This window comes from Microbulbifer marinus (assembly GCF_900107725.1).
GTDB lineage: Bacteria > Pseudomonadota > Gammaproteobacteria > Pseudomonadales > Cellvibrionaceae > Microbulbifer > Microbulbifer marinus.
Genome location: NZ_FNQO01000002.1, coordinates 379,326 through 398,808 on the forward strand (window position 1 = coordinate 379,326; position 19,483 = coordinate 398,808).

At 57.4% G+C, this 19,483-nt stretch carries 16 protein-coding genes; 7 read left to right on the top strand and 9 right to left on the bottom strand.

Annotated elements, in window-relative coordinates:
* Positions 1-49: 49 nt before the first annotated feature.
* The 9 genes from BLW36_RS09500 to BLW36_RS09540 all read right to left on the bottom strand — a co-directional run bounded on the left by BLW36_RS09500 (position 50) and on the right by BLW36_RS09540 (position 11,491).
* A complete protein-coding gene (locus tag BLW36_RS09500; protein WP_091387635.1) occupies positions 50-1,279 on the bottom strand; it encodes an outer membrane beta-barrel protein in 1,230 nt (409 codons plus the stop codon).
* A complete protein-coding gene (locus BLW36_RS09505; RefSeq protein ID WP_091387637.1) occupies positions 1,269-2,678 on the bottom strand; it encodes an undecaprenyl-phosphate glucose phosphotransferase in 1,410 nt (469 codons plus the stop codon). Before BLW36_RS09505 ends, BLW36_RS09500 begins: the two co-directional genes overlap by 11 nt.
* 892 nt (positions 2,679-3,570) lie before the next feature.
* Positions 3,571-4,956, bottom strand: coding sequence for an oligosaccharide flippase family protein (locus BLW36_RS09510; protein ID WP_170833178.1), 1,386 nt, complete (start codon positions 4,954-4,956; stop codon positions 3,571-3,573).
* 184 nt (positions 4,957-5,140) lie between these two features.
* Positions 5,141-6,502, bottom strand: coding sequence for a hypothetical protein (locus tag BLW36_RS09515; RefSeq protein WP_091387641.1), 1,362 nt, complete (start codon positions 6,500-6,502; stop codon positions 5,141-5,143).
* A 33-nt stretch (positions 6,503-6,535) separates the two neighbouring features.
* Positions 6,536-7,336, bottom strand: coding sequence for a WecB/TagA/CpsF family glycosyltransferase (locus BLW36_RS09520; RefSeq protein ID WP_091387643.1), 801 nt, complete (start codon positions 7,334-7,336; stop codon positions 6,536-6,538).
* Positions 7,333-8,526 (bottom strand): glycosyltransferase family 2 protein, encoded by a 1,194-nt coding sequence (locus BLW36_RS09525; protein ID WP_170833179.1) that lies wholly within the window; start codon positions 8,524-8,526, stop codon positions 7,333-7,335. The genes BLW36_RS09520 and BLW36_RS09525 overlap by 4 nt, the downstream gene beginning before the upstream one ends.
* Before the next feature lie 574 nt (positions 8,527-9,100).
* The gene (locus BLW36_RS09530) at positions 9,101-10,201 is read right to left on the bottom strand and encodes a glycosyltransferase family 2 protein (RefSeq protein WP_091387647.1); all 1,101 of its coding nucleotides are present in this window, start codon (positions 10,199-10,201) and stop codon (positions 9,101-9,103) included.
* Between the two features lie 301 nt (positions 10,202-10,502).
* Entirely contained in the window at positions 10,503-10,880 is a 378-nt protein-coding gene (locus tag BLW36_RS09535) for a DUF2237 family protein (protein WP_091387650.1), read from the bottom strand.
* Positions 10,881-10,888: 8 nt separating this feature from the next.
* Positions 10,889-11,491: a DUF2939 domain-containing protein gene (locus BLW36_RS09540; RefSeq protein WP_091387652.1), complete on the bottom strand. Its 603-nt coding sequence runs from the start codon at positions 11,489-11,491 to the stop codon at positions 10,889-10,891.
* Positions 11,492-11,675: 184 nt separating this feature from the next.
* Between BLW36_RS09540 and BLW36_RS09545 the strand changes: the two genes are divergently transcribed.
* The 7 genes from BLW36_RS09545 to BLW36_RS09575 are packed head-to-tail and all read left to right on the top strand — an operon-like array spanning position 11,676 to position 19,429.
* Positions 11,676-12,422: a DUF2189 domain-containing protein gene (locus BLW36_RS09545; protein WP_091387654.1), complete on the top strand. Its 747-nt coding sequence runs from the start codon at positions 11,676-11,678 to the stop codon at positions 12,420-12,422.
* 27 nt (positions 12,423-12,449) lie between these two features.
* On the top strand, positions 12,450-13,130 hold the full coding sequence (locus BLW36_RS09550; RefSeq protein WP_091387656.1) for an RDD family protein: 681 nt from the start codon (positions 12,450-12,452) through the stop codon (positions 13,128-13,130).
* Entirely contained in the window at positions 13,127-14,116 is a 990-nt protein-coding gene (locus tag BLW36_RS09555) for a stage II sporulation protein M (protein WP_091387658.1), read from the top strand. Before BLW36_RS09550 ends, BLW36_RS09555 begins: the two co-directional genes overlap by 4 nt.
* On the top strand, positions 14,106-15,707 hold the full coding sequence (locus BLW36_RS09560) for a DUF4129 domain-containing protein (protein ID WP_091387660.1): 1,602 nt from the start codon (positions 14,106-14,108) through the stop codon (positions 15,705-15,707). The genes BLW36_RS09555 and BLW36_RS09560 overlap by 11 nt, the downstream gene beginning before the upstream one ends.
* A complete protein-coding gene (locus tag BLW36_RS09565; RefSeq protein WP_091387662.1) occupies positions 15,697-17,016 on the top strand; it encodes a DUF4350 domain-containing protein in 1,320 nt (439 codons plus the stop codon). Before BLW36_RS09560 ends, BLW36_RS09565 begins: the two co-directional genes overlap by 11 nt.
* Complete coding sequence (locus BLW36_RS09570) at positions 17,013-18,020, top strand: AAA family ATPase (RefSeq protein WP_091387663.1); 1,008 nt, start codon at positions 17,013-17,015, stop codon at positions 18,018-18,020. Before BLW36_RS09565 ends, BLW36_RS09570 begins: the two co-directional genes overlap by 4 nt.
* On the top strand, positions 18,017-19,429 hold the full coding sequence (locus BLW36_RS09575) for a DUF58 domain-containing protein (protein ID WP_091387665.1): 1,413 nt from the start codon (positions 18,017-18,019) through the stop codon (positions 19,427-19,429). Before BLW36_RS09570 ends, BLW36_RS09575 begins: the two co-directional genes overlap by 4 nt.
* Positions 19,430-19,483 lie beyond the last annotated feature (54 nt).

The following is a 19,483-nucleotide window of genomic DNA, read 5'->3' on the forward strand; positions in this document are numbered from 1 at the left end:
AGGCTCTGCCTAGGCGTCGAAAACCGGTTTCTACATAGAATGCTGCCCGTCACAAAGACACGCTTAGGCCTAGGTAGGTGATATTTCTTTGATAGCGCAATATATCCTCGTAAGCACCATTAACTATTCTCGTATGGCCACCACGCATTGTTAGCCAGCGTCTTAGTTGGTAATCTATCGATAAGTTTAGAAGCCTATACTTCTCTTCATCTTTACTGGTCCCAGCGCCTCGATAGCCACTCTTCTCTAGGCCATATCCAATTTCAGATGAAACCCTGTCGCTCCAATCATGGTGCCAAGCGACAGCATTACTTAGAACATCGACGAAATCTCCGGCGCGCTGCACTTCTTCCGTCTTTCTCTCGCTACTTAGCTCGAGCGTACTATAGCTGACCGGCCGCCATTTGATCGTTGCGGACCAGCGTGAGCCCGAATAGTTTTCCCTGCCAGGATCTTCAAATTGTTTCGTTCGCAGACCCACACGCAAGTTCGCTTCGGACTTTGATCCTTTCCAATCAACACCTACGAGATAATCTGTTTCTCTACTGTCAAGCGTGGGCTGCGCAACTCTCTGATTGTCGTAGCCAATTCGCCAATGGGCGACTTCAGCAACGACGTCTGTTTTTCCCGTCAGCCTAACAAAGAGAGCTACGCCTCCATATTTATTACTTCGATTTCTGTCGGCTTTTGCAAGCCCTGAGTAGTTGAGATTATTAACGCCGAGTGATGCATCCATACTGATGCGCGTTTCTTCACTGCCATAGCTAAACGTGGTAGACAGGCCCGACTCACTGAACTTGTCCGGCTCAAGCAGCCCCTTGCCAAATCCTCTTGAAAAACCACTGCCTCGTTCGTCGTGCCCTAGGCGATAGCTGCCCTCGATTAAAAGGCTCTGACGACTATTGAGCTCCCAATCACCACCCAGGTTTACGTCGTGATCGACATAGTTATCTTTACTGCTATCTAGATAAGCACCCTTCTCTACGCCGTACTTGAATGTGTAGGTATCAGCCTTATCATTCGCCTCGAATAAGAATTCACTGGCACCGATAACTATCCAACTTTCTATCTCGCCAGCGCTGGCACTGGTGATGTTGTCGTCGTAGAGAAAGTCGGCGCTGACTGTCGGTGTAAAGTCAATGCCGGACGGCAGTCTTATTGGGCTCGCCATCGCTGATGCAGTGCCGATCAGCAGCACGTTGATAGCGCAGGCGAGTCGCTTTGCAGAGAGTTTTATGGAGATTTTGTCGCGCAAAATTGCATCACCTTCAGTACGCATTGTGACTAATAAATCCTCTTGAAAGAGTGAGGATCAAAATCCTGATATCAAACAGGAGTGACCAGTTCCGAATGTAGTGCAGATCGTGCTCAACGCGCCGTTCCATTTTCTCCAAAGTGTCCGTTTCCCCGCGCCATCCATTTATCTGCGCCCAACCTGTAATACCGGGCTTTACCTTGTGGCGCAGCATATAGCCGCTTACTACGCGTCTGTATTGCTCGTTGTGCGCGACTGCATGTGGACGCGGGCCAACAATCGACATGGAGCCCTGCAAGACATTGAACAGCTGAGGCAATTCATCCAGTGAGGTACGGCGTAAAAATCGGCCAAATCTGGTTACCCGTGGATCGCCACGCCGTGCCTGCACTACACGGTGGCCGTTTTCCTGGACCGTCATGCTACGGAACTTCCACACGTCTATTACACGCCCATCCAACCCGTAGCGGCGCTGCCGGAAGAAGGCCGGGCCTGGCGATGTCAAGCGGATACATATGGCGATCGTCGCCATCAGCGGTGCGATCAGCGTCAGAATTGCCGTCGCGAGGACCAGATCTTCTAGCCGCTTGTACCAGACGTTCAGCCCCTCTAGCGGCGTATCAAAAACGCTGATTAAATTTGATTGTCCCACCTGATGCCACTGCGAATTCAGCATGTTTGCCAAGAATATATTCGGCAATAAGTGCACTGTGGCTTGTGTATCGGCGAACTCGACCAGGATTTCGCGTATTTTTTCCTCCTCGCGCATCGGCAGTGCCAGGTAGACGTGATCGATTCTACCGTCGCGAGCAGCGGCAACTGCGTCCTCTACACTCCCAAGAATTTTCGTTTCGTCTGTACCGATGGCTGTGTCTGAGTCCGCGCCAATGTCGTCACAGTAATAGAAACCGAGCAGCCGTATTCCTAGATGGGGATTGGAGGCAATGTCACTGGCCAGCTGCTTGCCCGCGGCCGTCACACCGATAATTACGCCTGTGCGAATATTGTGATTTCTTGCGCGCAGGCTGAATTGCAATCGCCGCACAAACAGGCGCCAAAGGGCCATCGCAGCGAACGTGCTGACAACCCAGCATCCAACAACGAGCCTCGAATAATCTGTGCCCAGCTTCGTGAAGTAGCCGAGTAACAGTAGCAAGGCGCATGCCGCTATCCATGCGGCAAGACATGTGCCAACAATGTGCAAGTAGCTTTCAACGCGCCAAGAACGATATAGACCGACAGACTCGGCCAGAAAGGCGAAGCTGATAACTGCAATCAGCCCGACAATAAGCCAATCTTTCGTCAAATAGTGATCAAAAATAGTTAGTGAAACCGCCAACGCGGTAAAAATGAGAACTCCATCAACCAGCCTGTGTAAAGCGGCAATACCGCCCTGCTGCAAGCGACCCCATCCCTGTTGCATTTACCTCTCCGTACCTCTTACATCTACGCCGTTGTTGTCGCCGTAAAATACTTTTCTCACACTGCGATTACACTGCTCTGGCAAGGCACGCTCGGCAATTTCCTCACCGAGTGGTCGAAGGGTTTTGCCTTTCGCTTACCTCGTAAGAGCACACGACAATACGGTCTAGCGCACACCGCACTGCGGTTAAAATATAGCCTTGTTTATCGAGACAAACAGCGTGGGGGAGAATTATTTTTTGTTCTTTTGTTCGGATAGCCGCCTACCGTCGATTATTAGTTGAAAGCCCCGTCCGATGACAGATTTGGCAGCATGGCGTGGCGTGCAAGCTCGCACAAATGCCTATTACTTTTGACTCTTTACGCTGGACGCAAACGGGTAGTAGGAGGAATTTTGGCGTTGAATCGTGTCACATGAATGCGGCGTCATTCATCTTTATTGCCGACCTCAGTAACGTTTCACCGCATCAGGCGTAGAGCTATCGAACGGGGATGGGTGGATCTACTTCGAGGCACCATCATCGACTATATCGTCGCTGACGCAAGTAAGATAGTTCCAGTATTTAGGTATCCGGATTAGACGGTGAGCAACGGATTTCGATGAAAATTGCGCTCGACAATGCTTATTGCTGCTACACAGAATGTATTCCTGTGAATCGGTCTCGAGTTGGTCGCTATACCAGTTCCAAAAAGGAGCATAAATACTTTAAGTCGATTGCTGTCGGTGCGATAGCGCAGGCATCAGTGAAAAAGCATTGCGACTTTTACCACCAATTCTTCGTGTCGTTAGAAGTTTGCCGTGGGCGCGAAGTATTCGTAAGCATGGGTTCGCCTATCGACATCTACGAACACCTAGCAACTACGGACACCTGGCAACCTAGGTTTATTAATCGCTACGTATATGCCAATGCGACATACAGCCCTATGAATGTCAATGCCAAAGCGTCTGCTTTGATACACGCATAGTCATTTCGATACGCCACGTAACATATAACGATGTATCCAACAAGGGAGCCTAAAGTCAAGCCATACAACATGCCTAGCACGCCACCTGCTTGGTACCCGATCAAGAGGCCCGCGTTAGAGGTTATCGCAACAGTCACCTTCATAATAAAGTGCGTTCGACTATCGCCTTTGGCCAATGCGACGTTCATATATAGCACCTGAAGAAACATAACGGCACCATTGACCGCCAGTATCGCCATGTATTGGCCTGCTTCCATATAACGGGGGTCGTACAGTATTTCTATTAGCAGGCTTGCAATAAGCGATAGGAATAAAAACGCCGCGACGCCGATGCCGTTACTTATTAATTTCAGTTGCGCCACTACCCGGTCTAGGGAGTGCGGGCTCTCTCTGACAACACGTGACAAAGCAGGAAAACCAACACTCGATAGTAATTTCTCACCCAGATCGTCAACTGCGTCGACAAACGTCATCGCAATGGCAAGGAACCCAAGTGTCTCCGCCGAGACGAAGTATCCCTGGATTAACGGCTGGCCTGCGCTTCCGAAGAAATTTGCCAACGTAGCCAGCATGATCCAGCGCCCGAAGCGTATAATTTCAACTAGTGAACTACGATCCCAACATAGCCTATGAATGTGATTTGTCAGGTATCTGTGACTGAGAACTGTCCCTATGAGACTTCCAACTATTGTGCCTATTACCAGCGACCAGACCGACTTCAACCAGAGCGCCATCGCGATCGTGACCAGCGTTGAAATCACTGCGCGTACAAGGTCCAGTATCACGAGCCGCTTGAACTGCAACTTCCTATTCAGCGTAGACAGGCCGATAGAGGCGAATCCCTGAATCGCCGCTGAAACGCCCAGCACGCATAGCAGAGGAAACAGGATAGTTTGTTGATAAATCTGTGAGATGGGCCACGCCAAGATGCAGGCAGCCAGCCAAATGGCAAAGCCACGGATCACCTTTATCGTCCAGGCGGTGTTCAGGTAATCCTTCTCGTCTCCGCGCTTGCTTTGGACAATCGCCTGGTGCAGGCCGATATCACCAAACATGGTTATACCGGCCAAAAATGTGCAGGCAAGCGCCATTACACCAAATGCTTCCGGGAAAAGAATCCGGGTCAATATCAAATTTGAAATTAGCTGGATAACTTTTTGTGCTGAAAAACCTAGCGCGGATAAGATGGAACCGCGCAAAGACGCTGCGCGTAAGCCAGGGCCTCGCAGATTGGCGTGCAGAGCTCTAAGCTTTTCGCTGATCCCCAGTGGGGCAAGATTTGATTGCTGATTTGAAGACGCGTTTTGAGTCAAAGTTACTCTCCATGTGTGCGCCATGCATACGATATCAGGGAGGCAGTGAACGATTTATGCCAAGATGAGCTATTCGTGGATTACGCTGCCCGCCGTCCTGTGTTGTTGCATCTGCTAAGTTTTCCTTCGCGTATCATTCCATCAGCCGGATAGATATTCCTGAAACTCAAGTAATCACGCCTCTTCAAGCTATCCGAAGCCCTTTTCTGGCGCCTGCCGCAACGCGGTCCATTTGTGCAGCCGCGCCCATCACACCGCCGAAGATCAGCCAAAAGTACGGCGTTATGGAGGTGTTCGGTATCTGGTCCACCATCATCAACATAAGAATTGATAGCGCGCCACCCATCAACCCGCGGGCTCGGGGATCCGGCAAACGTTTTATGGACTTTGCCGCGCGCAGTATTATCGCCAGCAACAGGCCCGCGTTGGCAATGTACCCCCACAGCCCGTAGACTCCGAGGATTTGAATCAGATACCCGTCGGATACTGATCCATTCAATTGATGGCGCCCCCAGATTCCCCAGCCAAACTCGATTTTTTTCGCCGCATGCTCGAGCAGTGCGGCCTCGTGCATGAATCTGAACGCCACTGATTGCGACCGATCCTGGCCAAATATTGACGCAAAATCTGTTAAGTTCTTGTAGGGGATTAATCCATTTATGGCTAACAGCGGATACGCGAGGACGAATAAGGTAACGAGAACGCATACCCACGCCTGTAGCCGTGGAGAAAGCGTGACAATACAGATAAGGGCTCCCAACCCTAGAATCCACGCGCCGACAGCCTTACATAAAATAAGAATCGCGGCCAAATATAAGATGAAAAACCCCAACGGGAGATTACTTAGCCGGTACTTGTGCCGCCACAGTATCGCCGTCGCGCAAAGCGACACCGCGACGAATATTGCTACGAGCAGACCGTGCCCTAAAAATACGACAGGCCTGAATCCGTCGAACCGTATTTGTTGACTGAATTGATGTGGAAAGAAGCCATAGATCCAGGTGTGCAATTGTGGGCTTATTCTTATTTCCAGCAATATAAGCGGGGAGTAAAGGATGACGGCATATACCATCAATTTTAGCAATTTGGCGATATCCTCGGTGCTCTTCACCAGAGACAAACCCAGTAACAGCGGGAGGGTCTTTAGGTAGGTTGCCATGGTATCGGCCAAGGCATCATACAGGGAGAGTCCGGGTTTTTCCTGAGCGCCATCAAACATCGGCAGGGGATTCGCCAACACGGAAAGAAGTGGTGCCAGCAGAAGGCAGATATACAGCCAGCGCACTATCCCCCTGTCCGGGATGAGTTTGATCGGTACTCTTCTGACAAAGACGCAACACACTGCCGCGCTGATCGCCGGGATGGTTATTTGATTTAGCGACGGAAGCATCGGAAGATCGATTTGCGCTTTTACCGGCAAGATCAGGTACCCGCCGACCACGACCCAGAAGGTAGCCGCCAGCGTGCTGAGGTTGCGTACGCGGTATATCAGTAGCGCCAGTACCGGCCAGCAGATCAGCGTCAGGTATGCGAATGTATTTGGCACTATCTAAATCCAGGCAGCGTACGTTTTACAGACTTAGACATCGACACCCACACCTGCATCGGCAACCACTTTAGCCCTGAGCGCATGCAGAATACCGGGCAAGTGAATGAGATTCATTGCGTACCTCTTTGCCAGGCGGCGTGGATTCTTGATCATCCGGTACAACCATTCGCAGCTCGCCGCCTGCACCCATTCCGGTGCGCGACTTTCTTTGCCGGTCAGGAAGAGAAGTGAGGCTCCCACGCAAAGGGCGACGCCCCGACGGGCGACCTGTCCGATTCTACTGGCGAGAATTTCCTGCTGGGGGGAGCCGACGGCAATAAACAGGTAGTCCGGATCCATTTCTCTTGTCGCGCTGATGATTTCCTCGACTTCTACGGGTCTATGGATGAAGCCCATAGTGGGGTTGATGTGTTCAATATTGAGATGCGGATACTGCTCTGACAGAATTTCGATAACCGCATTTTCACCACCGATTATCAAAATGCGATCTTCCGGTTTCAGCAATTGGTCGAAGATCTGTTTCGTGAGTGTACTTCCCGGGACCGCAGCGGGCATGGATACACCAAAGATAGGAGTGAGTATCTTCAGGACTCTGCTATCACATAGCGACAGGCTGGCATTGCGATAGATTTCACGTAAGAAAGCGTCGTCGGGGTTTAAATACAGGCGTTGCAAGTGATCGATATTCGGTGTCACGACATAGTGATACTCCGATGAATGACGCAAGATAGCGATTTCAAACAATGCCTCCTCCATCGTAAGTGGATCCAGAGGACATAGCGCCAGATCGACGCGTTTGCTTGCTTTCAGTGTGATGGGCGGTGTCGTCATTTTCTATCCGTCCTGATCCATTGGCGCTGCCTTCTGGTGAGAAAGCGCGTGTAAATGTCAATCTTTTTGACGGGATGAGTTGCGGCTCGCAAAAACTCGATTGGTCTGATCAGATCTCGAGCGGATAACGCCCAGGCACCACTGATGGCGATTGTGAGTAGCACGCAGGACAGCAGGGACAGCGCTAGCGGCAGGGTTGCCCAACCCAGTGTGAATATCGCCAGGCTCAGTACGGCATTAACCAGAGTCAGTAGTAGCAACAGGCTTACCGGCGGCACCGAGATATCCATTGCCAGCACAAACAGCCTCAGGTCGCGTCTCTTGAACGATGCGAGGGCGATTAGCGGCACTTGAGTGAGAATTACCAGAATATGTCCGTGTTCCCATCGTTCGCGCTGTGTCTGCATCCCCGTCGCTGACATCGGGAATTTGCTTTTCACAATGACATCAGGGAAGTAGCGCGGATAGGCGCCTGCTACCGCGAGGTTGATGCCCAATTCCAGGTCCTCGACCAGGTTTGCAGATGCGACATTTACCGAACGCAGTTGGTCCCACCTGAATGCCATGCCGCTACCGGCAAGCTGACAGGGAAGGTTAAGAAAGCGGAGCCCCAAAGGGCGCAGATAATTTTTTAGTCGCCACGCGAAATGTGCGATGCGTTCGGAAAGACTTTCTGACCCGCGAAGATGCATTGCGTAATGACACTGGATGGGCGTTTCGCTGACTGCAGCCTCGTTAACGAGGTCTGCAGGGCAGCCGGAGGAAAACTCACAGTCGGCATCTAAAACGACAATCACATCGGGAGGTGAAGGCTGAAGTTGTTGCAGCGCGAAACCGAGCGCGTAGCCCTTGCCCCGCCGCTCACTGTCATGCCTCTCTATGACATCGACCCCACACTGCCGCGCCAGACACGCGGTGTTGTCGCTGCAGTTATCGGCGACGACCAAGATGCGGCCGCCATCAGTCATTAGAGGTTTTAGGCTGCCTATTGTGCCGGTAATATTTCTCGACTCGTCGTGCGCGGGGATTATTACGACATAGGAGCTGGAAGAGGGTGGTGTTCGCCTGCCAGAGCGGTCGGAGCGGTCATTTAGTTCCTTGCTCGCACAAATCACCTCGCTGAGGAGGACTAAGATCCACAACAACAGGATGGCGCCAGGAAGCAGTAGCAACAAAAACAGCTCGTCCATGAAACATCTTTTATAAGACGCCATCGGTCTTTTTACCTATTGGCGTCGGGTACCTATAAAATCTGACTCGCGTCTGCGCCGCATCCCGACCTACGGAAAGTTTTCTTTTTCGGGTGCAGGATGAGCGGACGTTTATGTAGCGATACGGAAATTAAGATAGGTGACGGTGCCTGGCATGCTGTAACCCTACGCGACAGATTTTTCACGGTGCGGGCTTAGCGACGGATATATTTACTTTGGCGGTTGCTTTTCGGCACGTGGTGGGAAGGCGGTGCAGGGCGCCGCCTTTAACAAGCCTTCGCGAGCTGACCCCAGGCTACGGTTTCATCACCGTCTGGAGAGCTACAACTGGAATCTGGCAGGCGACAACTTGTAATTTAGTCCCTGCTTAGGATGACAAGACAAAGTAAATGCTTACCAGCGTTTCTCTTTATCAGGCTTAGAGGTGAAATAATGTATTGTGGCTACCTATTTCCTAAAATATCGCTGATATTTGCTCGAATACACGCTGTCTGAGAGCGCATTTCGGACTGTCAATGTTGCAATAAGGCGTCCATATGGATAAGGCGACTTATTATTTGTATTCAATCAGCTTGAAGTCTTCCTTCTGCCATAAAGACCTATAGAAATCTATTACGCCAACGAACTGGGCAAATTTTCCAATAACAATAAAGCTGCTGTTTAGTGCTGATAGCTTGCGAGTCAATTGTGAGCTCGCCACGCCGTGGAAATATATTCTGATCCATAACAACAGATACAAGGAAAGCGCCGTCACCGCAGCCATAGCACTAAAGGGAAGCAGGCAAATCACCAGAAGAGGCAGTAAAGCGCCCCAAAATATGACGCTCACCAGGTTTCTCCGTTTGAAGGCAATTGGCGAATCCCGGTGAACGTGATAGCTATGGGCGTAGGAGTGGCCACATCGCCTCGCGCGTTGCAGCAGCTGTGATATCTTTCTGATATCTGACTCATGGACAGCCATCGGGGTATCGATCCTGTCTATTCTCCAGCCACCTGAGCGCAGGCGATGACAGAGTTCCGGCTCCTCACCGGCGATCATGGATTCGTTAAACATCCCGACAGCCTTCAGGGACGCAATACGCCCAAGGAATATGCCGCCGCAGGCATCGATGGTTCCAACATCCCCTTGCCACTCGATATCGCACAACTGGGTGAATACATTGGCGCTGGCCTGTCTTTCCCGGAGATGGCCGCAGACTATGGCTGCCCTTTCGTGGCGGCTGATAAATTCATGGGCCTGCGCCAGCCACTCGGGATCCAGCGTGCAGTCGCCATCGAGGAACTGAACGAAGTGAATATTCGGCGCAAACCTCCCAAGTACCGCAAGCCCCTCATTGCGGGCCCGAGCCGCAGAGAATGGTCGGCCAGCATCGAGCTGCACCACCTGACTGCAGTAACGCTTCGCCAGCTCTGCGCTGCCATCAGTCGAGCCCGAATCGACATAGACCGTTGGGTAGCCCAGTCCTGCCACGGATTCCAAGCTCTGGCGCAGCCGTTCACCTTCATTGCGGCCGATGATAACGATGCCGATGTCGGGCATGTTTTCGTTTGCACTCTTTAAATATCGGTTCGCAGTAGCAACGCTGCCTCGTGGAAATTGTGCTACCGGATATCCATTCGGGTTTCGCAGTTTGTCACCGATGTCATATTTCATGATCGAAACAGGATGGGGGACGAGAGCTTTAGCTTAGCCCACCGCGCCCCATATCAGACGCTACCCCAGCAGCGGAAGAGGATCTCCGCGCTAAATTCTCGCGTTTGGGAGGAAGGGTTATTTTGGTGGAAGGAATCTGATCGCGCACGCTGGTAAATACCTGCACCAACCTGATGCGCGTGCGCGGGTGAACTCCTCGGAGAGAAAAGTACTGTAGGCAGACAAGACTATCGAGGCAACGTAACTCACGTCACCGTTGAATGCGCAAGTCACCACGATGGTGTGCGCCAACTATGGCTTGCTAGTTCAGATCCACCGCGTATTCGCGCAGCAAAGTCAGCGGCACGGTCTCCAGCGCCTTGATATGCGTGCGCTGCAGGTAGACCCGCGGCGCCTTGCCCTGTTGCTGCGCCTCGAGCCAGCGCGCTGCACACAGACACCAGCGATCCCCAGGCGTTAGCCCGGGGAAGCCGTATTCCTCTGCCGGCGTGCTCAGGTCATTGCCGCGGCTGCGGGAGAAGGCGAGGAATTCGTCGGTAACCTCGACACAGACGGTATGTGAACCGGCATCCTGCTCACCGGTATTGCAGCAGCCGTCGCGGAAGAACCCGGTCATCGGCTCCATGCTGCACGCCAGCAACGGATCGCCGAACACATTGACAGAAGCATCCTTTTGCATTTTTCCGCTCACTCCCGATTTGTAGTTTCCAGCAGTTCGATATCCACCAACTGCCAGCGCAGGCCGTGGCGCTCCAGCATCAGGCGCAATGACGCCCTACCGCCTTCGCCGTAGTCCGCGGTAATCCGGTTGAAGCTTGTAAAGCGCCAGTCCAGTCGCTGCCAGCCAGCATCTTCACTGGCGTCTTGTTCCTGCGCCTGATTCTGCGCCGGCGGCGACTGCCGCCGATACAGCTCGCGCTCAAACTCGTACAGGTTGGTGCCGCCGCGCAACAGGTCGGCAATCCCCGCGGGCGTGATCAACTGACCCAGCAGCGGGCCGATAAACAGGTTGGTGCCGGCGACCAGCAGCTCATCAAATTCCTCGGGCAGGGAGTTGCCCATGGATTCGCGCAGCTGTCGCTGCAGCCGCAGCTTCAAATTGTCACGCAATTCGGGAAAGTCCACGTAGCGCTGCAGCTTATCCATGCCTTCCTGCCGCACACGCTGTTCCCGCGCATCCGCCTCCTCTGCAGCCTGCTCCAGTTGCTCCAGTGCATACCCCGGCAAGGCCACGTAGCCAATAACGATCAGCGCGAATGACATCAGCGCTAGACCCGCCCATTTCTTCATCAATTCACCTTCCTGCTTGCCAGCAACGGAGTTTATCCGTTGGTCCCCCTCATCGCCTAATTTGTCCTGCTCCGTTTGCGTGCCCGTTCGTTGGCGCGGGATTGTCCATCGACGACGGCTGTGAGATATTGGCCGACTATGGCTCTGTACCAATAAATAGGGAACTGTGAAAGGACATCAGAAAATGAGCGATATCTATAAAGCCCCGGAAGCACAATTGACCACCGGGGATGAGAGCGGCAGTTACGGCTCTCTGGAGCGGGGGATAGCCGGGGATTATTCCATCTCCATCGGCGAAATTATCGGCGAGGCCTGGCGCCGCACCAAAGGCAACAAGGGCACCATCTGGCTGGCGCTTATTCTGTATATCGTCGCCTTCGTGGTGGTCAGCTTCGTGGCCGGCATGATCACCGGCTATTCAGCTTTCGATATCGAACAGCAGGCCGGCGCATCCTTTACCTCGACTATTTCCTACCAGATTCTGGTCAACCTGATCGCCGCGCCACTGACCGCCGGCATGATGATGATCGGTATCAAGATCGCGCGCGACGAAAAAACTTCAGCTACTGAAGTATTTGCCCACTTCGACAAGTTGCTGCCGCTGGTAGTGGCCAATATCCTGATGACTATCCTGGTAACCATCGGCCTCTTCCTGCTGGTGCTGCCGGGCATCTACCTGGCCGTCGCCTATATGCTGACCCTGCCGCTGATCGTGGACAAGAATCTTGGCCCCTGGCAGGCACTGGAGACTTCGCGCAAGGCGATCACCAAGCACTGGTTCGCGTTCTTCGGTTTCCTGATCGTCGCCGTGCTGCTGTATGTGGCCGGCGCACTGCCGCTGCTGATCGGCCTGATCTGGGTACTGCCGCTGCTGGCAATCGCTTTCGGCGTGGTCTACCGCAATATCTTCGGCGGCGCGGAAGCCGCCTGATCAGCATAATTTGATGGGAGCGGTGGTTTGCTGGATACCACCTATAGCGTCGAGACCCCGGAGGGAATCGACCTGCGCGCACAGGCCGCCGGGCCTGTGCCGCGTATTCTCGCCTACGCCGTCGATGTCTTTTACCGCACGCTGATCCTCGCCGGACTCGGCATAGCGCTGGCGTTTGCCGATCGCGCCGGCTGGGGTATCTGGCTGCTGTGCTCCTTCCTGCTCGAGTGGTTTTACCCGGTCTATTTCGAAGTCATGCGCGGCGGACAGACACCAGGCAAGAAAGCCTTCGGCCTGATGGTGGTCAACGACAACCTCACCCCCATTTCCTGGGGCGCGTCACTGCTGCGCAACCTGCTGCGTTTCGCCGACTTCCTGCCCTTCGCCTATGCCGGCGGCGTTATCTGCATGACACTGGGCCGCAATTTCCAGCGCCTCGGCGACCTGGCCGCGGGTACGTTGGTCGTCTACCGCCAGCAGGAAAAATCCCGCACCTCCCTGCCCGATGCCGCGCCGCTGGCACCGCCCCGCGGCCTGCAACTGCAGGACCAGCAGGCGCTGATCAGTCTGGCCGAGCGCCACGCCGACCTGAGCGAGGCGCGCCAGTGCGAACTGGCCAACCTGCTGCAACCGATCACCGGCAAAGCGGATAGGGACGGGCTCAATTACCTGCGCGCCGTAGGCAGCTGGCTGCTGGGTGGCAAATGAAGCAGATAGATTTCGAAAACCGCTACCGCGATCGCTGGCAGCAGCTGGAGGAATGGCTGAAGACCGGTGACAGCGACACTGACGCCGCCGCACTGGATCTGCCGGCGGCCTACCGCAGCCTGTGCCAGCAGCTGGCGGTGGCGAAAGAGCGCCAGTACACCAACCAGCTGATCGATCGGCTCAACCAGCTGGTGATGACCGCGCATCACCGCGTCTACCGCCAGCAGACGCTGCGCCGCAATACCTGGTTGTGGTATCTGCTGGCCGGCTTCCCGCGGGCGGTGCGCGCACAGATTCGCACCGTGTGGCTGGCCACCGCGCTGTTTTTGCTGCCGGCACTGGTGCTGGGTATCGGCAGTTACCAAAACGATGCGCTGATCTACGCGGTGATGTCGCCGGATCAGGTGTGGCAGTTCGAATCCATGTACGATCCCGGCAACCGGGTACTGGGGCGCGAGCGCGGCTCCGACTCGGATCTGCTGATGTTCGGTTTCTATATCAAGAACAATATCGGTATCGCCTTCCGCACCTTCGCCGGCGGCGTGCTGTTCGGGCTGGGGGCGATTTTTTTCCTGGTCTTCAACGGCGTCTATCTGGGCGCGGTGTTCGGGCATATCACCCGTGTCGGCTTCGTGTCGACCTTCTACCCGTTTGTGATCGGCCACGGCGCCTTCGAACTCACCGCGATAGTGCTGGCGGGCGCCGCCGGCCTGCGGCTGGGACAGTCGCTGGTGGACCCGGGCCCGCGCCGCCGCCTGGTGGCGTTGCGCCTGGCGGGTGTCGAGGCGATGAAGATTATGTACGGGACCTTCCTGATGCTGGTCATCGCCGCCTTTCTCGAGGCCTTCTGGTCCTCCAGCACCGAGATTGCGATCAGCGTGAAGCTGGCAGTCGGCGCGCTGTTGTGGTTGCTGGTGTTCGCTTATTTCACGCTGGCCGGGCGCGGCGCCGCGCACCTTGGAGAGGAGGTGCCGCGTGGAGCTTAAGAACCTCGCTGTGCGCGCACGCTTGCGCTCGCCCTGGGAATCCATCGACCTGGGTATCGCGCTGGCCCGGCGACAGTGGTGGCCGCTGTTTCTGGTGTGGCTGCTGCCGGCGGCACTGTTGTTCGCCACCTGCTACTGGCTGTTGCCGGATTCCCCCAATTTGTCCCTGTTCCTGATCTGGTGGCTGAAGCCGGTGTTCGATCGGCTGCCGCTGTATATCGCCAGCCGCGCCCTGTTCGGTGAGACAATCTCCGCGCTCGCCGCGCTGAAACAGTTTTTTGCCCAGAACCGCCGCGACTGGCTGGCCTGGATCAGCTGGCGCCGCCTCAGTGCGACGCGCTCCTTCGATATGCCGGTGACACTGCTAGAGCAGAGCACCGGTGCCGCCCGCGCCGCGCGCATCGGCGTGCTGCACCGCAAGCACGCCAGCGCCGCCACCTGGCTAACACTGACCGGCTTCCACCTGGAGACCTTCCTGCTGCTAGCGCTGCTGATGCTGCTCTATCTGTTTATTCCCGAGCAGGTGCAGATCGACTGGCTGCCGCTGTTCGCCAGCGGCGCACCGTGGCTCGAATGGGGCATCAACGCACTCTACCTGCTGGTGATGGCCGCGGTCGCGCCCTTCTATATCGTCAGCGGCTTCTGCCTCTATATCGGCCGGCGTATCGAACTAGAGGGCTGGGATATCGAGATCCAGTTCCGCAACCTGCTCGACCGGCATCAGCGCGCGCAGAAACAGCGTGCCCGGCAGGCATCCCGCGCCTCGGTCGCCGCGCAACTGCTGTTGCTATGTGCCGTGGCAATAACCGCAGCAATACCTACTCACGAAGCCCGCGCCGCTGCCGCGGACACGCCCGCGCAGGCTCGCGAGACCATCGATGAGGTACTGGCCGGCGATGACTTCCACCGCGTGGAAGAGGTCAGCGGTTGGCGCCTGAAGGAGATCGACTGGAGCGACAGCGAAGTCCCCGAGTGGCTGATCGCCTTTTTCGAGTGGCTGGAAAACCGCCCCGTCGACCCAGAAGGCAAATCGGAGTGGGGGCCATTTATCGGCCTGCTGATCGAGGTCCTGCTGTGGGCCGCCGCCATCGGCCTGCTGGCCTATCTGCTGTGGCGCTATCGGGAGCCGATCCGCCAGAGCCTGCGATTCCACAAGAAAACGGAGCCTAACAAAGCCGCACCGGACACGCTGTTCGGTCTCGACGTGCGCCAGTCCAGCCTGCCGCAGGATGTCTGCGCCGAAGTGCTGTGTCTCTGGCAGAGTGGCGACCAGCGCGCGAGCCTCGGCCTGCTGTACCGCGCGACCCTGTCGCACCTGATCGAGTCCTACCAGTTCGCGTTCGGCGATCACCTGACCGAGAGCGAGTGCGCCCAGCTGGTGCGACTGCGCCAGCGACAGCCGGAGGCGTCACCCCGCCAGGCTTCAGAGCCGCAACAGGCCCCGCGGCCGGTCAGTGCCGGCCTGAGCGACTTCGTCCAGCAGCTGACCGCAAGCTGGCAGCAGCTGGCCTACGCCCATCGCGCGCCGGCAACCGCGCGCGTGCAGTCCCTGTGCGACCAGTGGCAGGAGGCGTTCGGCAATGACCATTAAACGCTTGCTGCTCGGCCTGCTCGCGCTGCTGATCGCCGGGCTAACCGCCCTGTTCCTCGCGTTTTTCGAACGCTACACGGAAGAGGTGGATCGCGGCTGGGGCCCGCAGGCCTGGCGCAATCCGTACCTGGCCGCGGAACAGTTCCTGGCCAAGACAGGTCTGCAATCCCGTCGCGCCGACAATATTGCTGTGCTCGCGGAACTACCCGCGAACGCCACCCTGTACGTGGCCAGCTCGACCCAGGTGTACAACCCGCAGCGCGCGCGGGAGCTGCTGGACTGGGTCGAGCGCGGCGGCCATGCGATTGTCGTCGCGCACTCCGCCGCCTACGGCGACCGCGACTGGCTGCTGGAACAGCTGCAGGTCACCCTCGAAGAGGGCCGCGAGGATCTGATCTTCGAATATCCATTCCGGCAGTTGCTCGGCGACGACGCCGAGCAATATAGCGGCAAGAGCGCCAGCGAAATGCTGCGCGAGCACAACCGCAAACTCCGCGAAGAAAAGGGCGAAGACGGTACAAGCGCGCAGCAGGACGAGCCCGCGGAAAAAGCCAAGCCGCCGCGCAATCCCGACGTGGATCCAGTAGACCTTATTACCCTCGCTACCGCCGACGGCCGCGACTACCAGCTGCACTTCGACGCCGGCTACCTGCTGCACCACCCGGCCATTAACGGTGACGGGGGGGCATCCGCCACTGAACCGGTGTTCTGGGCCAAGATCTGGCGCGACGATATCGGTGTGCCCTTTATGCAGTTCGAGCGCGGCGAGGGCTTGATCACGCTGATGGCCGATGGCGGTATCTGGCGCTCACAGCGTATCGGCCACTTCGATCACGCCTATTTCCTCGGCCTGCTCGCCGCGGAGGGTGAATTCGTGTTCCTGACCCAGCCGCGCTTCGATTCCCTGTTCGAGCTGGCGCGCCGCTACGCCGCGGAGTTTTTCCTCGCCGGCGGCCTGGCGCTGCTGGCGTGGCTGCTGCTGCGCGCGCGCCGCTTCGGCCCGCTGGCGGCAACACCGGAACTGGCGCGGCGCTCGCTGCTGGAGCACATCTCCGCCTGTGGCCACTACTACTGGCGCGCGGACAAGTGCGAGCGGCTTTTACTCAACCTGCGCCAACACTTGCTGCGACGCCTGGGCGGCGAGAACGCGGTTATGGGAACCAGGCGCAGACTCTGCACAAAACTCAGCGCCGCCACCGGGCTGAGTGAATCCGCCATTGCCGCCTGCCTGTGGGGCGACCTGCCCCGCAGCGAAGAGGCATTTACCGAACGAATGCGCAACCTGCAGCAAATCGAGGCAGCCCTATGAGCGACACCATCCATCAACCCGAACAACAGCACCAGGAGCAGACCAGTCCAAACTGGCAGGCGGCCTCGGCACAGCTGGCGCTGCTGCGCAACGCAATCAACCGGCTGCTGATCGGCCAGGAAGAAGTGGTCGACCAGGTACTGATCGCGCTACTGGCATCCGGCCATGTGCTACTCGAGGGCGTGCCCGGTCTCGGCAAGACGCTGCTGGTACGCGCGCTGGCCAACTGCTTCGGCGGCGACTTTCGCCGCATCCAGTTCACGCCCGACCTGATGCCGGCGGACGTGACCGGCCACGCGATTTTCCATATGGGCGAGAGCCGCTTCGAAGTGCGCCGCGGCCCGGTGTTCACCAACCTGCTGCTGGCGGACGAAATCAACCGCGCCCCGGCCAAGACCCAGGCGGCACTGCTGGAAGTGATGCAGGAGAAGCAGGTCACCATCGACGGCGAGGCCCTGCCGACACCGCGCCCGTTTATGGTGCTGGCCACCCAGAACCCGATCGAGCAGGAGGGCACCTACCCGCTGCCGGAGGCCGAACTGGACCGCTTCCTGCTCAAGGTGCTGATCGATTTCCCCAGCCTGGACGCGGAACTGAAGCTGGCCGCGGCGGCCAGTAGCGGTCGCATCGAGCAACAGCTGCAGCAGCCGCCGGCGGGGCAGATGACCGTGGAACAGCTGCAGCAGCTGCAGAAGCTGCTGCCACAAATCGCGCTGGACCAGCAGGTACTGGACTATGCCGTGCGCCTGGTGCGCGCGACCCGCGAATCCACGCAGCTGCGCCGCGCCGCCGGCCCGCGCGCGAGTATCGGCCTGTTGCAGGCGGCGCGCGCGCATGCCTTACTGCAGGGACGCGAATTCGTATTGCCGGACGACATCAAGGCGATGGCCATTCCGGTGATGCGCCACCGCGTCGGCCTGTCGCCGGATATGGAGATCGACGGCGAGACGCCGGACTCGGTGCTGGCGCAAATCATCGACACGGTCGAGGCGCCGCGGCTGTGACGCCAAGCCCCGCATCCGAGATTGATAGCACCGTCGGCGACAGCGAAGCACCGGCGCAGACCTGCGCAACCGGCCCCAGCCGCCGCCTGGTCAGACTGCTCGGCTACTGGTGCCTGGCGGCATTGGCCGTCAGTGGCGCGCGTATCTGGCAACCGCAGAGCGCCGCCGCGCTGGAAAATCTCTGGTGGCTGGCGGGCTCACTGCTGCTCGCCGCCGCGCTGCTGGACTTCCTCACCGGGCGCCGCGTGCAGGGACTGCAGGGCGAGCGCCAGCTGCCCGGCAACCTGGCGCTGGGCGTGGAAAACCGGGCGCGGCTGACGCTGCGCAATAGCGGACCGCGGGCGCTGGCGCTGACTGTCAGTGACAGCCTGCCGGCGCAGCTCAGTGCCGAACAGCTGCCACGGCGCGCGCAGCTGGATCCGGGCCAGCAGGTCACCATCGACTACCCGCTGGTGCCGCACCACCGCGGTCGCGCAGATTTTGGCCCTATCGAAGTGCTGGCCGACTCGCCCTGGCGCCTGTGGCAGACGCGGGTGCGGCTGGGCCAACCGCAGAGCGTCAAGGTCTACCCGAACTTTCTCGGTATCTCCTCGCTGCAGTCGCTGTCCACCGAACAGAGCTTGCGCTTTCTCGGCCTGCACCAGCAACAGCGCCGCGGCGAGGGCATGGATTTCCGCCAGTTGCGCGAATACCGCCAGGGCGATAGCCAGCGCCAGGTAGACTGGCGGGCCAGCGCGCGGCTGCGCAAGCTGATCAGCCGCGAATACCAGGACGAGCGCGATCAGGAGATCGTCTACATGCTCGACTGCGGCCGCCGCATGCGCGCCAAGGACGGAGAACTGAGCCACTTCGACCACGCCCTGAATGCACTGCTGCTGTCCGCCTATGTGGCGATCAAGCAGGGCGACGCCGTGGGTCTGCACGCCTTCGCCGCCGACGGAATGAGTTCCGGCGGCCAGCTGCCACCCGTTAAGGGGAAGGGCGGCATCAATCTGCTGCTGAACCACGTCTACGATTTGCACTCCGGCACCGCCAACGCGGACTTCAGCGGTGCCGCCCAGCAATTGCTGGCGAAGCATCCACGCCGCGCGCTCGTTATCCTGGTGACCAACCTGCGCGACGAGGACAGCGATGAACTCCTCGCCGCGGTGCAGCTGCTGTCGCGCCGCCACCTGGTCATGGTGGCCAGCCTGCGGGAGACTGCGGTGGACCAGTTGCTGCACAAGCCGGTGGAAAGCTTCGCCGACGCGATCGATGCGGCCTCCGCCCGCGATTTCCTGCAGCGCCGCGCCCGCCTGTTGCAACAACTGCGCGCGCGCAACGTACTGGTGGTGGATTCCGCTCCCGACCAGTTGCATATGGCCCTGGTGGAGACTTACTGGCAGCTGAAGCGCAGTGGCAGAATCTGACCCTGCGCACAAGGGAATGAAGGCTGGAGGCGTATAATGCCGCCAGCCCTTCAA

Bases quoted from the DNA above. Each gene is read 5' to 3' on its own strand.
- BLW36_RS09540 (WP_091387652.1), bottom strand. From the start codon at position 11,491: ATGAAGAAATGGGCGGGTCTAGCGCTGATGTCATTCGCGCTGATCGTT.
- BLW36_RS09520 (WP_091387643.1), bottom strand. From the start codon at position 7,336: ATGACGACACCGCCCATCACACTGAAAGCAAGCAAACGCGTCGATCTG.
- BLW36_RS09525 (WP_170833179.1), bottom strand. From the start codon at position 8,526: ATGGACGAGCTGTTTTTGTTGCTACTGCTTCCTGGCGCCATCCTGTTG.
- BLW36_RS09555 (WP_091387658.1), top strand. From the start codon at position 13,127: ATGAAGCAGATAGATTTCGAAAACCGCTACCGCGATCGCTGGCAGCAG.
- BLW36_RS09545 (WP_091387654.1), top strand. From the start codon at position 11,676: ATGAGCGATATCTATAAAGCCCCGGAAGCACAATTGACCACCGGGGAT.
- BLW36_RS09535 (WP_091387650.1), bottom strand. From the start codon at position 10,880: ATGCAAAAGGATGCTTCTGTCAATGTGTTCGGCGATCCGTTGCTGGCG.
- BLW36_RS09505 (WP_091387637.1), bottom strand. From the start codon at position 2,678: ATGCAACAGGGATGGGGTCGCTTGCAGCAGGGCGGTATTGCCGCTTTA.
- BLW36_RS09570 (WP_091387663.1), top strand. From the start codon at position 17,013: ATGAGCGACACCATCCATCAACCCGAACAACAGCACCAGGAGCAGACC.
- BLW36_RS09565 (WP_091387662.1), top strand. From the start codon at position 15,697: ATGACCATTAAACGCTTGCTGCTCGGCCTGCTCGCGCTGCTGATCGCC.
- BLW36_RS09500 (WP_091387635.1), bottom strand. From the start codon at position 1,279: ATGCGTACTGAAGGTGATGCAATTTTGCGCGACAAAATCTCCATAAAA.
- BLW36_RS09530 (WP_091387647.1), bottom strand. From the start codon at position 10,201: ATGAAATATGACATCGGTGACAAACTGCGAAACCCGAATGGATATCCG.